Origin of the sequence: Enterobacter sp. 940_PEND (assembly GCF_001059415.1) — a bacterium.
In the GTDB taxonomy this organism is placed as follows: Bacteria; Pseudomonadota; Gammaproteobacteria; order Enterobacterales; family Enterobacteriaceae; genus Enterobacter; species Enterobacter cloacae_M.
Genome location: NZ_JUMS01000006.1, coordinates 1 through 13,987, shown reverse-complemented (window position 1 = coordinate 13,987; position 13,987 = coordinate 1). Strand labels below are relative to the sequence as shown.

Annotated in this window: 9 protein-coding genes; 7 read left to right on the top strand and 2 right to left on the bottom strand. The window is 56.0% G+C overall.

Annotation, left to right across the window (positions count from 1 at the left end; genetic code table 11):
- Positions 1 to 127: 127 nt before the first annotated feature.
- Positions 128 to 1,000 (top strand): DNA-3-methyladenine glycosylase 2, encoded by an 873-nt coding sequence (alkA, locus tag ADJ24_RS01410; protein ID WP_048701908.1) that lies wholly within the window; start codon positions 128 to 130, stop codon positions 998 to 1,000.
- Here alkA and ADJ24_RS01405 read toward each other — a convergent pair.
- Positions 965 to 4,294, bottom strand: coding sequence for a diguanylate cyclase (locus ADJ24_RS01405; RefSeq protein ID WP_023312410.1), 3,330 nt, complete (start codon positions 4,292 to 4,294; stop codon positions 965 to 967). The genes alkA and ADJ24_RS01405 overlap by 36 nt on opposite strands.
- Before the next feature lie 343 nt (positions 4,295 to 4,637).
- Between ADJ24_RS01405 and udk the strand changes: the two genes are divergently transcribed.
- From udk to asmA, 3 genes are all read left to right on the top strand, one after another.
- Positions 4,638 to 5,279, top strand: a complete 642-nt coding sequence (udk, locus tag ADJ24_RS01400; RefSeq protein ID WP_008500855.1) for a uridine kinase — start codon at positions 4,638 to 4,640, stop codon at positions 5,277 to 5,279.
- Between the two features lie 91 nt (positions 5,280 to 5,370).
- Positions 5,371 to 5,952: a dCTP deaminase gene (dcd, locus tag ADJ24_RS01395; RefSeq protein WP_023312408.1), complete on the top strand. Its 582-nt coding sequence runs from the start codon at positions 5,371 to 5,373 to the stop codon at positions 5,950 to 5,952.
- 22 nt (positions 5,953 to 5,974) lie between these two features.
- Positions 5,975 to 7,825 carry an outer membrane assembly protein AsmA gene (gene asmA, locus ADJ24_RS01390; protein WP_023312407.1) on the top strand — a complete coding sequence of 617 codons (1,851 nt, stop codon included), beginning with the start codon at positions 5,975 to 5,977 and terminating at the stop codon, positions 7,823 to 7,825.
- Positions 7,826 to 7,934: 109 nt separating this feature from the next.
- On the opposite strand, the gene ADJ24_RS01385 is transcribed toward asmA, so the two are convergent.
- Positions 7,935 to 9,518, bottom strand: coding sequence for a TerC family protein (locus ADJ24_RS01385; protein ID WP_023312406.1), 1,584 nt, complete (start codon positions 9,516 to 9,518; stop codon positions 7,935 to 7,937).
- 692 nt (positions 9,519 to 10,210) lie between these two features.
- Here ADJ24_RS01385 and ADJ24_RS01380 point away from each other — a divergent pair.
- From ADJ24_RS01380 to wzc, 3 genes are read left to right on the top strand one after another with little or no spacing between them, the layout of a single operon-like run.
- Complete coding sequence (locus ADJ24_RS01380; RefSeq protein WP_014170829.1) at positions 10,211 to 11,350, top strand: polysaccharide export protein; 1,140 nt, start codon at positions 10,211 to 10,213, stop codon at positions 11,348 to 11,350.
- 6 nt (positions 11,351 to 11,356) lie between these two features.
- Positions 11,357 to 11,800 carry a low molecular weight protein-tyrosine-phosphatase Wzb gene (gene wzb, locus ADJ24_RS01375; RefSeq protein WP_023312405.1) on the top strand — a complete coding sequence of 148 codons (444 nt, stop codon included), beginning with the start codon at positions 11,357 to 11,359 and terminating at the stop codon, positions 11,798 to 11,800.
- A gap of 2 nt (positions 11,801 to 11,802) precedes the next feature.
- Positions 11,803 to 13,965, top strand: a complete 2,163-nt coding sequence (gene wzc, locus ADJ24_RS01370) for a tyrosine-protein kinase Wzc (RefSeq protein WP_023312404.1) — start codon at positions 11,803 to 11,805, stop codon at positions 13,963 to 13,965.
- The last annotated feature ends 22 nt before the right edge of the window (positions 13,966 to 13,987 follow it).

Sequence of the window (13,987 nt, the reverse complement as noted above, 5' to 3'; positions counted from 1 at the left end):
GAATCCCCATGCCAGTGAGAAGGGGCGAGACTTTAACGAAATGTCTTCATGGCGACAACAGGAATATGAAAGCAAGGCGAAACAGGACCTTTCCGTTTATGCTGTGGAGAACCCAAAAGGAGAGACGATGTACACCCTGAACTGGCAACCCCCTTACGACTGGCAGTGGATGTTTGGCTTTCTCGGCGCGCGTGCTGTGACGGGCATTGAAACCGTCACACGCGACTACTACGAGCGCAGTTTTGCCTGTGAAGGGCATCAGGGGATATTTCGCGTAACGCCGGATATCGCCACCCATACGCTGACCGTGACGCTCAGTCCGGGGTTAGTTCCGGTTGCGCAGACGTGCCTTGAACGCATCGAGTGCCTGTTCGATCTCGCCTGCAACCCGCAGCACATCGCGGATACGCTGGGCGATCTCGGTGCTGCCCGGCCGGGCTTGCGTTTGCCGGGGGCGATGGACGCGTACGAGCAGGGCGTACGGGCGATCCTCGGGCAGCTGGTGAGCGTGGCGATGGCGGCGAAACTGACGTCGCGCGTGGTGGCGCTGTGCGGTGAGCCGATCGCGGATTGTCCGGGGTATCTCTGTTTCCCCACGCCGGACGCGCTGGCGGCAGAGGACCCGCTGGCGCTGAAGGCGTTGGGCATGCCGGTAAAACGCGCGGAGTCGTTAATTCATCTGGCGCAGTCGGTCATCGACGGGACGTTTCCGCTTTTCCCGCCCGAGAATATTGAGGCCGGGATGAAGGCGCTACAGCAGCGGCCGGGGATAGGGCGCTGGACGGCAAACTACCTGGCCCTGCGCGGCTGGCAGGCGAAAGATGTCTTTCTGCCTGATGATTATCTGATTAAGCAACGCTTTGCCGGGATGACGCCCGCGCAAATTCGTCGTTATGCCGAACGCTGGCAGCCGTGGCGCTCTTACGCGCTGCTGCACATCTGGTACACCGACGGCTGGGCACCGTCAGTTGATGGCGAAATAGCTGGTGTTGAGCAGTAGATCCAGCGGCTGCGGCTCGGCGATGGTATCGCCATAGATAAAATCAATGCCGATGCCGGAGAGCGTATCCATCATGATGGGCTGGTTGCACGGGCCCGCGATGGTTTTCATCCCCAGACGCTGGGCGTGGCCCTGCACAATGGTCACCATCATCTCGTCCATCAGGTTGCCATACACGTTGCTTACCACCTCCGCGTCCAGCATCAGATAGTCGGCCATATTGGCGGTCAGGTGGGTGAAGACGTTCATGTCGCGACCCACCTGACTGAAGATCACGCGGCAGCCCGCCTGGCGAAGCTTTTGCAGACTCCGCTGCAGGTTTTTATCCGGGCTGCACACCACGTCGGCAGAGATAACCAGATGCAGGAGACGGCCCGGCATCGGGCTTTTATCCAGCAGGTCGAGAAGTTCATCGACCAGCGTTACGCTGGCTAAACCGGCCTCAGAGAGCGGCAGCGCTACCCCCATGCCTTTACTGGCGATCTGGGCGGCAGAGGTGCGGAAAAACTCGCTAAAGATCCGTCTGTCGAGGGCATGTAAAAGCTCAGGCTCTGCCAGGCCCGAGCGGAAGGCATGCTCCTCCTGGACTTCGCCCTGGCTGGTCCACAGGCGTAACGACAGCAGCCAGAAATTACTGCTTTCCGGGATGCGCGGGGAGGCGACGCTGCGGGCAATCATCATCAGGTGATTGTCTTTAATCATGTGCCACTGTTCATCAAGCGACATCATGCTGCGCGTGTTGTGATCCCGCTCCTGCTGGGGTTCGTAAACCGTCACCATGCCGCGCCCGCTGTTTTTCGAGGCATAACAGGCTATATCCGCCTGCGACATCACCTCCGACGCCTGATGGTTATTTTCATCAATCAGCGTGATGCCTGCGCTGGCGCCGATCCGATGCAGGCGGCCTTCCCACATAAAGTGATAGTCATTGATCGTGTGGATCAGGCGCCCGGCGATATAGCGCGCGCTTTCAATATTGCAGTCCGGCAGCAGTAATCCGAACTCATCGCCACCCAGACGCGCCAGCACGTCGCTGGAGCGAAGCATGGTCAACATCACGGAAGAGAGTTCCCGCAGCAGGGCATCGCCCGCAGCATGGCCTGCCGTATCGTTGACGGCTTTGAAGCGATCGAGATCGATAAAGACCAGGGCATGACGCTGGCGCGTTTCGCGAACGGTCTGCAGGAGGCGTTTGAGATGATTTTCGAAGCTGACCCGGTTTGCCAGATGGGTCAGGGCGTCGTGGGAGGCGCTGTAGCTCAGCTGACGCAGCATTTTGCGCGACTCGGTCACATCCTGAATCACGATAACCGAGCCAATATTCTGCCCGTCCAGCGTGCTGAGCGGCGTAATGCTGTAGTGAATATCAAAATTACCGCCGGTACGGCAGTTCAGCACCACGTCCTGATCGATATCGGAGCGGGACATATCGCCGCTGTGAATATTCTCCATCAGCGGCCCTTTTTCACCAAAGGTGATGTGCAACACCTTCAGGATCGGCTGGCCGATAGCCTCGGTCTGCAGCCAGCCGCTCATTTTCTCGGCCACCGGGTTCATAAAGGTGACGTTCATGTTGATATCGGTACACAGTACCGCTTCACCGATGGAGTCGAGGGTGATGTGCAGACGCTCTTTTTCCTGGAAGAGGGCCTCGTTGAGCTGCTTCACCTCGGTCATATCCATGTTGATCCCGAGCAGCCGTTCGACTTCACCCTGCTTATTGAGCACCCGGTTTGCCAGGGAGCGAATATGGCGCACGCCTTCCTTCACGCGGATGCGGAATTCCAGCTTAAACGGCAGGCGGGAAATCAGCGAGTCCCGCAGCACCTGCTCGGCGTGGGCACGATCTTCCGGCAGCATCGTGTCGTGCCAGAGCTGCCAGGTAGGCTTGATGTGCGGCGGGATTTCATATAGCTCAAACATCCGCTTGTCCCAGCTGATAATGTCTGGCTCCAGATCCCACTCCCAGATGCCGATGCCGCCCGCTTCGTTAGCTAGCGTAATGCGCTCCATCAGGCGTTTGTTGACCCACTCGGTCTGCTTCAGGTCGTTAATGTCTTCAATCTGGGCGATAAAATAGAGCGGCGAGCCGTCGGCATGGCGCACGACGGAGACGGCAAGAAGCGCCCAGACTACTTCCCCGTTGCGGGTGTAATAGCGCTTCTCGAGGGTATAGGTATTGATATCCCCGTTGACCAGCTGTTCGAGCTGTTCAAGGTCGGTGTGCAGATCTTCCGGCCATGTGAGCTGCTGGAAGGTCAGCGACTGGAGCTCCGTCTGGCTGTAACCGAGGAAATTGCACAGCGCCTTGTTAGCCTGCAGCCATTTGCCCTCAATGCTGACCAGCGCCATACCGATGGCGGAATACTCCATCGCATTGCGGAAGCGCTCCTCACTTTCGGTGATGTGCTTGCGCTCTGCGCGGAAGGCGTACATCACCATGGTCATCACGTTGGCAGGCAGGAGCAGCATCAGGAACGGCAGCCAGGGGGCGTTCAGCATCGCCCCGACGTGCTGGGTTGTCAGCGCCACCGGGTTTTGGGCAATCATCAGCGACACAACCATCACGGTGACCAGAAACACCAGGAACGCTTCCATTCGCGGCAGGCGCACGGCGCTCCACATAAGCAAAACGATAACGCAGGTGAAAGGCCACGGCAGCCAGGTGATGGCTGCCCAGCTGAGGGCCAGCGTTACGGCCAGCGTGGTCAGGGTTTCCAGCAGCAGTCTCGGGTCACGGTGGCGCAGCAGATAATGCGGTTTAAATAACAGCCCCAACGGTACCAGCGCCAGTGCACCAATCGCTTCGGACAACACCCAGACGAAGAAATTACGCAGGGGTTCAGGGCCGGGCGCCAGCAGAGACACCAGGACGCCGCCCACCAGCGGCGGTATCACGGCGCTGCCGATGGCCACGCGGATCCAGTCATTCAGATTCTGCAGCGGGTTGTACCACGGGAGCAATTTGCGAAGTAATAGCGCACCGGTAAAGGCTTCAACCACGTTAATTGAGGTGTAGGTGAGGCTTATCGATCCCCACGAAAACAGCATCCAGGTGGCCAGAATATTGCCAAACGAACAGGCCAGGGCGATTCCCGGCCACATTTTTCCTGCATGGCGGTAAAACGCCACCATCATAATGGCGGTGGGGAACCAGAGCGGGGCCAGCAGGGTGCCGAACCGGGTTAGCTCCAGGGAAAATAAGGTAAAGATAAAGGTGACCAGGCCCAGACAGACAAGTCGTATTAAAGGATGTGGGGTGGTAACCAAAACCCGCTGGTATTGTTTATTCATTACCGCTTTATCCAGAGACGCCATGCCGTCAGGGAAGATGTCCGAACGCGTGAATTAGATAATTTGGTTTATGCTAGTACAAACAATTTACAATTCATATGGTGACCGCTCAGAATTTGACACCACAGACTTATTAAATAGAGGCTCCGTGAAAAAAAACGGTTAAACGCTGAAAAAACGTTCATTTAAATTTCACTCAGGGAATAAAGCGCCACTTTTCGGCCAGTCTCGCAGAACCTGTGCTTTCGACTGGTATCACGCCCGCGAAATCCCTATAATTGCCGCGTTTGACGCTCCGGCGTCGTCCTTCCTTAACATCCAGGTTAATCAGGTCGCTAAATTTATGACTGATAAGTCTCATCAGTGCGTCATTATAGGCATCGCCGGCGCATCGGCTTCAGGTAAAAGTCTAATTGCCAGTACGCTTTATCGCGAACTGCGTGAACAAGTAGGTGATGAGCATATCGGCGTCATTCCCGAAGACAGCTATTACAAAGATCAATCCCATCTGTCGATGGAAGAGCGCGTCAAAACCAACTATGACCACCCAAATGCAATGGATCACAGCTTGCTGTTCCAGCATTTAGAAGCGCTCAAGAGCGGCCAGGCGATTGAGCTGCCCGTTTACAGTTACGTAGAACACACCCGCACCCAGGAAACCATCCGCATCGAGCCGAAAAAGGTCATTATCCTTGAAGGCATTCTGCTGCTGACCGACGCCCGCCTGCGCGAATCCATGAACTTCTCGATTTTCGTTGATACCCCGCTGGATATCTGCCTGATGCGCCGCATCAAGCGTGACGTGAATGAACGCGGCCGTTCGATGGACTCCGTCATGGCGCAATACCAGAAAACGGTCCGCCCGATGTTCCTGCAGTTTATTGAGCCATCCAAACAATACGCCGATATCATCGTGCCGCGCGGGGGTAAAAACCGCATTGCTATTGATATCTTAAAAGCGAAAATCAGCCAGTTTTTTGAATAAGCCGCGCGAATTGTGTACCGTTCAGAGATAACCTGGTTTTACCCTGAGCGCTTAACGCCTCAGGGTACGATGCATGAAAGGAGAAAGTGCCATGCGTCTTTGTGATCGCGATATAGAAGCCTGGCTGGATGAAGGCCGTTTGTCTATTACACCACGTCCACCCGTTGAGCGTATCAATGGCGTGACCGTTGATGTGCGGTTAGGCAATAAATTCCGCACCTTTAGCGGCCATACCGCACCGTTCATTGACCTTAGCGGGCCGAAGGACGAAGTCAGCGCCGCGCTCGATCGCGTGATGAGTGACGAAATCGTAATCGATGAAGGCGAAGCTTTTTATCTGCATCCAGGTGAACTGGCCCTGGCGGTGACGTTTGAATCCGTCACCCTGCCTCCGGATCTGGTTGGCTGGCTTGATGGCCGTTCTTCGCTGGCGCGACTGGGGCTGATGGTTCACGTGACCGCGCACCGTATCGATCCTGGCTGGTCGGGGCGTATCGTGCTGGAATTCTTCAATGCCGGTAAATTGCCGCTGGCGCTGCGCCCGGGCATGATGATCGGCGCGTTGAGCTTTGAACCTCTGTCAGGCCCGGCAGATCGTCCTTACAACCGTCGGCAGGACGCAAAATATCGCGACCAGCAGGGCGCGGTTGCCAGCCGTATTGATAAAGACTGATCGTTAGCCCATTGAGGATGCCATGAGAAGAGTTCTGACAACGCTGATGATTTTGCTGGTGGTGCTGGTGGCTGGCCTTTCGGCGTTGGTTCTGCTGGTTAACCCCAACGATTTCCGCGCTTATATGGTGCGGCAGGTCGAGGCACGCAGTGGTTATCAACTGAAGCTTGACGGGCCGCTGCGCTGGCACGTCTGGCCGCAGCTCAGCATTCTCTCTGGCCGCATGTCGCTCACGGCGCCGGGGGCGGCCCAGCCGCTGGTGTCCGCAGACAACATGCGCCTTGATGTGGCGCTGTTCCCGCTCATTTCCCATCAGCTGCAGGTTAAGCAGGTGATGCTGAAAGGCGCGGTGATCCAGCTCACTCCGCAAACCGAAGCCGTGCGTGATGCCAGTGCGCCTGTTGCGCCGCGCGAAAATACTCTGCCTGATGATCCGTCCGATACCGGCTGGTCCTTTGATATCGGCAAGCTGAAAGTTGCCGATAGCGTGTTGGTTTTCCAGCATGAGCACCAGGAGCAGGTGACCATTCGCAACATTAATCTGCAGATGGAACAGGATGCTCATCATCTTGCGTCGCTGGAATTTAGCGGGCGCGTAAACCGCGATCAGCGTGATTTGACCCTGTCGCTGAATGCTAATGTGAACGCCTCAGACTATCCGCACCAGCTTACGGCAGACATCCAGCAGCTGAACTGGCAGCTGACGGGTGCCGATCTTCCCACCCAGGGGGTCACCGGGCAGGGAACGCTGCAGGCCGTGTGGCGCGAAGAGCAAAAGCAGCTGGAGCTGGATAATCTCAACCTGCAGGCAAATGACAGTAGCCTGAAGGGGCAGGCGAGCGTCACGCTCGAAGAGAAGCCGAAGTGGGTGCTGAATCTGCAGTTTGACAAGCTCAACCTGGAAAATCTGCTGCCGCCACTGCCCGCCAGCGCCACGGACAGCGATGCCACGCAGACGGGGCAAAGCCAGGCACCGGTATCACGTCCGGTAATCTCGTCTAATCTCGATCAGCCTGACTATAACGCCCTGCGCGGGTTCACGGCGGATATTCTGCTGAAAGCCAATAGCCTGCGCTGGCGCGGCATTGATTTTAGCGACGTGAGCAGCCAGATGTTTAACCATAACGGTTTGCTGGTGATCTCCGAGCTGAGCGGAAAGATGGGCGCAGGGAGCCTCTCGCTGCCCGGCACGCTGGACGTCCGTAAAGACGAAGCCAGCGCCGAATTCCAGCCGCGTCTCGACAACGTTGAGATAGGCACCATCCTGAACGCGTTTAACTATCCGATATCCCTGACGGGGCAGTTGACGCTCGCGGGTGACTTCTCAGGCACGAAAATTGATGCCGATGCTTTCCGCCGCGAGTGGCAGGGGCAGGCGCATCTTGATCTGAAAAATTCCCGTATGGAAGGGCTTAACTTCCAGCAGCTGGTGCAGCAGGCGGTCGAGCGCAGCAGCGATGTGAAGGCCCAGGATAACTACGACAGCGCCACGCGCCTCGACAGCTTCACCACGGACCTGACGCTGGACAACGGACAACTTACTCTCGACGGAATGCAGGGTACTTCTTCACTCTTATCAATGACCGGTGAAGGTAAGCTGGATCTGGTGAAAGAAACCGCGGACACGCGCTTTAACGTGCGCGTACTTTCCGGCTGGCAGGGTGAAAGCAAGCTCATCGACTTCCTGAAAGAGACGCCGGTCCCGCTGACCGTATACGGCAAATGGCAGGCCCTGAATTACCGTCTGGAGGTGGATCAGATCCTGCGTAAGCATCTGCAGGATGAAGCGAAACGTCGGCTTAGCGGCTGGGCGGAACGCAATAAAGATTCACAGGACGGTAAGGACGTTAAGAAGCTGCTGGATAAGCTTTGATGTCCGTTGCGCCGGGTGGCGTTGCGGCCTGATGCCCTCACCCCGGCCCTCTCCCACGGGAGAGGGAGCAAACACTAAAAACGGCAACCGGGTTGCCGTTTTGTTTTACCTAAACCTCAAAATCCAGTTCTTCCTCATCCCGCAGCGGAATGAGCTGAACCTTTTGCACGCGATGGTTTTCAATCTGCAGCGTTTTGAGCAGATAGTCGCCCACCTGAACTTCTTCCCCCGGCTGCGGGATACGCTGCAAATATTCCATCAGCAGGCCGGCAATAGTGTGATACTCCCGTTTTTCATCCAGCGGCAGCGGCACGTATTGCACCAGGTCTTCCAGCGGCATATGGCCGTTTGCCGTCCACGAACCGTCTGCGTTTTTCTGAATATCATGGCGGGCGTCAATCTCATCCACCTCGTTAGGCAAATTACCGGCGATGGTTTCCATTACGTCGCTGAGCGTGACCAGCCCTTCCACCGAACCAAACTCATCCACCACAAAGGCAAAGTGCGTGCGCGCGTTACGGAATTGCTCAAGGGCGGAAAGCAGCGGTAGCCCCTCAGGGAAGACCAGCGGCTGGCGTACCAGTACGCGCAGGTTGAGCGCCTCGCCGTGAAGCTGCTGCTGGAGCAGGTCAATCACGTGCACCACGCCCAGCAGCTCCTCTTCCTCTTCACCGCCGGTCACCACCACGCGGGTGTGTTGGTTTTTATCCAGCAGGGCGCGAATGTGCTCTTCCGGTGCCGTCAGGTCGATATGCTCAATATCATGCCGCGAGGTCATGATGCTGCTGACCGTCCGCTGATTCAGATTAAGCACCCGCTCAATCATCCGTCGTTCCTGCGGGTCGAAGATCAGCCCGTCGCTGTGATCGGCCAGCATGGCGGAGGATTCGGCATCCAGCTCCGCATCCTCTTTCTTACCGCTTAGCAGGCGCATAACCGTGTCGGCAGTACGCTGACGCAGGGTCTGATTCGCGGACAGGAAGCGGCGGCGGTTAAATATCGCCAGCTGGTTGAGCGCTTCAATCATGACGGAGAAGCCGATGGCGGCGTACAGGTAGCCTTTCGGAATATGGAAGCCAAAACCGTCGGCCACCAGGCTAAAGCCAATCATCAGCAGGAAGCTCAGGCAGAGGATCACGATGGTCGGGTGACTGTTCACAAAGCGGGTCAGCGCCTTGCTGGCCATGACCATCAGCGTGATGGCAATAATCACCGCCGCCATCATCACCGCAAGGTGGTCCACCATCCCGACGGCGGTGATCACCGAGTCGAGAGAAAAGACCGCATCCAGCACCACGATTTGCGCCACTACCGGCCAGAATTTCGCCCCGCGGCGCTGGGTTGGATTCTCGCTGTCTTTGCCCTCCAGCCGCTCGTTGAGCTCCACCGTGGCTTTGAACAGCAGGAACAACCCGCCGAAGAGCATGATCAGATCGCGGGCGCTAAAACTCAGACCGTGGATGGAGAACAGAGGCTGTGTGAGCGTTACCAGCCAGGAGATAGAGGCCAGCAGCAGTAACCGCATCACCATCGCCAGCAGCAGGCCCGTCACGCGCGCGCGGTCTCGCTGGGAAGGGGGCAGTTTTTCAGCGAGGATGGCGATAAAGACCAGATTATCAATCCCGAGCACGAGCTCGATGACGACCAGCGTAACCAGCCCGGCCCAGATTGAGGGATCGGCAATCCATTCCATAGTAATAGCAATACCTTCTGTTATATGACGAATGTCACACTTCGATCATGGATAAAGCTGGGGGAAATTGCAATGCCGGGCTGAGATTTCTCTTAATACGACGGGTAAAAAAGAGAGCATTCTCAATAGGGTGTAAATAAGCGAAATACGTATATTTAATTACAAAGAATGCATTTTAGGATATATCGCAGGGAATGTTTTTTACTCTTATTTTGTCAATATAAAGAAAATCCTAAAAGTTCAAAAATTTGCTCTTAATATTAATCTTAAAAACCAATATTAGGACAGTTGTCTCCTTGCCTGCTATTAGGTTAGCTGCAACAATTCTCCCAGCATCAAATGTTAAATCTCGGTGTTGCTATTAATGTTCGGTCTTCAGGGGTGGTTATTCATTATCCGTCGGATTTCTCAAGCGACTGATATATTTCCAGAAGACCTTGCTCAAGAGGGTGTCTATCCATAACGCATTGTTTAGTCAGTGGATTGGTAACTGAAAGCCAAGGGCGGTAGCGTGCCTGAAAGCGTGTGAATCAGCCTCGATTATTCTGTCAATAGCCAATGGATGAATAAGCTTTTTTTAGGACTGATGCCAGTTATATTTCTATTTGATTAACTGCATGCTGAAACCCAATACGACTCGAGCTTATTTAAATTGCACAGGATAATTACTCTGCCAAAGTGATAAATAATCAATGATGAAATCCAAAATGAAATTGATGCCATTATTGGTGTCTGTGACCTTGATGAGTGGTTGCACGGTCTTTCCCGGCAGCAATATGTCAACAATGGGTAAGGATGTGATCAAGCAACAGGATGCCGATTTTGATCTCGACAAAATGGTGAATGTTTATCCACTTACGCCTCGTCTGGTGGAACAATTACGTCCACGTCCGAATGTTGCCCAGCCGAATATGTCGCTGGACCAGGAAATTGCGTCCTACCAGTACCGCGTGGGGCCGGGTGACGTGATCAACGTGACCGTCTGGGACCACCCTGAACTGACCACGCCAGCGGGCCAGTACCGTAGCTCAAGCGACACCGGTAACTGGGTGCAGTCAGATGGCACCATGTTCTATCCCTACATTGGTAAAGTCCATGTTGCAGGGAAAACGCTTGCCGAGATACGTAGTGATATTACCGGCCGCTTAGCGCAGTACATCGCCGATCCGCAGGTGGACGTTAATATCGCCGCATTCCGCTCGCAAAAAGCCTATATCTCCGGCCAGGTGAACAAATCCGGCCAGCAGGCCATCACCAACGTTCCTCTGACCGTACTGGATGCCATCAACGCCGCGGGCGGGTTAACCGACGGCGCCGACTGGCGCAACGTCGTGCTCACCCACAACGGGAAGGAGCAGCGCATTTCGCTGCAGGCGCTGATGCAAAACGGCGATCTGACCCAGAACCGCCTGCTCTATCCGGGCGACATTCTCTACGTGCCGCGCAATGACGATCTGAAAGTCTTCGTGATGGGTGAAGTGAAGAAACAGAGCACCCTCAAAATGGACTTCAGCGGTATGACGCTGACCGAAGCGCTGGGCAATGCTGAGGGTATCGATCTGACGACCTCTAACGCGACCGGTATCTTCGTTATCCGTCCGCTGAAAGGTGAGGGCAGTGCGAAAGGCAAGATTGCCAACATCTACCAGCTGGATATGTCCGATGCGACCTCTCTGGTGATGGCAACGGAGTTCCGTCTCCAGCCATACGATGTGGTGTATGTCACCACCGCGCCGGTTGCCCGCTGGAACCGTCTGATCAACCAGTTGCTGCCAACCATCAGTGGCGTTCGCTACATGACGGATACGGCGCGCGACATTCATACCTGGTAATCCGCGATGTTTAACAAAATTCTGGTGGTATGCGTGGGGAACATTTGCCGTTCCCCTACGGCTGAACGGTTGTTGAAACACTACCAGCCCGAACTGACCGTTGATTCGGCAGGGCTGGGTGCACTGGTCGGTAAAGGTGCCGATGAGCGCGCAACGAGCGTGGCGCGGGATCATCACCTCTCTCTCGACGGCCACGTGGCACGCCAGGTCACTGGCCGCATGTGCCGGGAGTATGACCTGATCCTGACGATGGAAAAACGCCATATTCATGCGCTTTGCGATATCGCTCCGGAGATGCGCGGCAAGGTGATGCTGTTTGGTCACTGGGACAATGAACGTGAAATCCCCGATCCGTATCGCAAAAGCCATGAGGCCTTTGAGGCGGTTTACACCTTACTTGACCAGTCTGCCCAACAGTGGGCGCAGGCACTGAAAGTTCAGCAGGGATAACAATGACAGAAAAAACGAGACCTTCTGCCGCCCCGACTTCGGGCAGTGATGAAATTGATATTGGGCGCCTGGTCGGCACTGTTGTAGAGGCAAAGTGGTGGGTGCTGGGCATTACCGCCGTGTTCGCCGCGGCGGCCGTCGTCTATACGCTGTTCGCCACCCCTATCTACAGCGCCGACGCGCTGGTACAGATCGAGCAGAATACCGGCAACTCGCTGGTGCAGGACATTGGTTCCGCGCTGGCGAACAAGCCGCCGGCATCCGACGCCGAAATTCAGCTCATCCAGTCACGCCTGGTGCTGGGTAAAACGGTTCACGACCTCGGGCTCGATATCTCCGTCACCAAAAATACCTTCCCGGTCTTTGGTGCCGGCTGGGATCGTCTGATGGGGCGAAACAACGACACGGTGAAAGTCACTGACTTCGTGCTGCCGAAAGGGGCAGGCGATCAGACGTTTACCCTGAAGGTGCTTGGCCCGAAACAGTACCAGCTAACCAGCGACGCAGGTTTTAGCGCGCGCGGCGAAGTGGGGCAGATGCTGACCAAAGACGGCGTCAGCATGATGGTTAGCGCCATCAACGCCCAGGAGGGCGGCGAATTCACCGTCACCAAATTCTCCACCCTGGGGATGATCAACAATCTGCAAAACAACCTGACCGTCACCGAAAACGGTAAGGACACGGGCGTGCTGAGCATGACCTTTACCGGTGAAGATAAGGATCAAATCCGCGACATCCTGAACAGCATTACCCGCAACTATCTTGAGCAGAACGTTGAGCGTAAGTCAGCGGAAGCGGCGAAAAGCCTGGCCTTCCTCGCGAAACAGCTCCCGGAAGTGCGCGCCCATCTGGATGATGCCGAGAACAAGCTGAACGCCTATCGTCAGGATAAAGACTCCGTTGACCTGCCGCTGGAGGCGAAATCGGTTCTTGATTCGATGGTCAACATTGATGCGCAGCTCAACGAGCTGACCTTCAAAGAGGCGGAGATTTCCAAGCTTTATACCAAACGTCACCCGGCCTACCGCACGCTGCTGGAGAAACGCCGCACGCTGGAAGAGGAGAAGGCGAAGCTCAATGACCGCGTGACCGCGATGCCGAAAACGCAGCAGGAGATCGTGCGTCTGACCCGCGACGTTGAGTCCGGACAGCAGGTTTACATGCAGCTGCTGAACAAGCAGCAGGAGCTGAAAATCACCGAAGCCAGTACCGTCGGTGACGTGCGCATCGTCGACCCGGCCATTACCCAGCCTGGCGTGCTGAAGCCGAAGAAAGCGCTGATTATTCTCGGCAGCATTATTCTCGGCCTGATGCTCTCCATCGTGGGCGTGCTGCTGCGTTCGCTGTTCAACCGCGGTATCGAAAGCCCGCAGGTGCTGGAAGAGAGCGGTATCAACGTCTATGCCAGCATTCCGCTGTCCGAGTGGCAAAAATCCCGCGACAGCGTCAAAACCATCAAGGGCGTCAAGCGTTACAAACAGAGCCAGCTTCTGGCGGTGGGTAACCCGACCGACCTCGCCATCGAAGCGATCCGTAGCCTGCGTACCAGCCTGCACTTCGCCATGATGCAGGCCAAAAACAACGTCCTGATGTTAACCGGCGTCAGCCCGTCGATTGGTAAAACCTTCGTCTGCGCCAACCTGGCGGCGGTGGTCAGCCAGACCAACAAGCGCGTGCTGCTGATCGACTGCGATATGCGTAAGGGCTACACCCACGAGCTGCTGGGCACCAACAACGTTAACGGTCTGTCGGAAATTCTGCTCGGTAAAGGTGAAATCAGCCAGAGCGCGAAACCTACAACGGTGCCGAAATTTGACCTGATCCCTCGCGGTCAGGTGCCGCCTAACCCGTCCGAGCTGCTGATGAGCGAACGTTTCACCCAGTTGATTGAGTGGGCGAGCAAAAATTACGACCTGGTGCTGATCGATACGCCGCCAATTCTGGCGGTGACCGACGCGGCCGTCGTTGGCCGCCACGCGGGCACCACGCTGATGGTAGCGCGTTACGCGGTGAACACCCTGAAAGAGGTGGAAACCAGCCTGAGCCGCTTCGAGCAGAACGGGATTGAGGTGAAAGGGGTGATCCTGAACTCCATCTTCCGCCGCGCGACCGGGTACCAGGATTACGGCTATTACGAGTACGAATATAAATCTGACAGTAAATAACAAAACACACCCCACCCCCCTC

Coding starts and splice junctions, on each gene's coding strand:
- alkA (WP_048701908.1), top strand. CDS start 128: ATGTACACCCTGAACTGGCAACCCCCTTACGACTGGCAGTGGATGTTT.
- ADJ24_RS01405 (WP_023312410.1), bottom strand. CDS start 4,294: ATGAATAAACAATACCAGCGGGTTTTGGTTACCACCCCACATCCTTTA.
- udk (WP_008500855.1), top strand. CDS start 4,638: ATGACTGATAAGTCTCATCAGTGCGTCATTATAGGCATCGCCGGCGCA.
- dcd (WP_023312408.1), top strand. CDS start 5,371: ATGCGTCTTTGTGATCGCGATATAGAAGCCTGGCTGGATGAAGGCCGT.
- asmA (WP_023312407.1), top strand. CDS start 5,975: ATGAGAAGAGTTCTGACAACGCTGATGATTTTGCTGGTGGTGCTGGTG.
- ADJ24_RS01385 (WP_023312406.1), bottom strand. CDS start 9,518: ATGGAATGGATTGCCGATCCCTCAATCTGGGCCGGGCTGGTTACGCTG.
- ADJ24_RS01380 (WP_014170829.1), top strand. CDS start 10,211: ATGATGAAATCCAAAATGAAATTGATGCCATTATTGGTGTCTGTGACC.
- wzb (WP_023312405.1), top strand. CDS start 11,357: ATGTTTAACAAAATTCTGGTGGTATGCGTGGGGAACATTTGCCGTTCC.
- wzc (WP_023312404.1), top strand. CDS start 11,803: ATGACAGAAAAAACGAGACCTTCTGCCGCCCCGACTTCGGGCAGTGAT.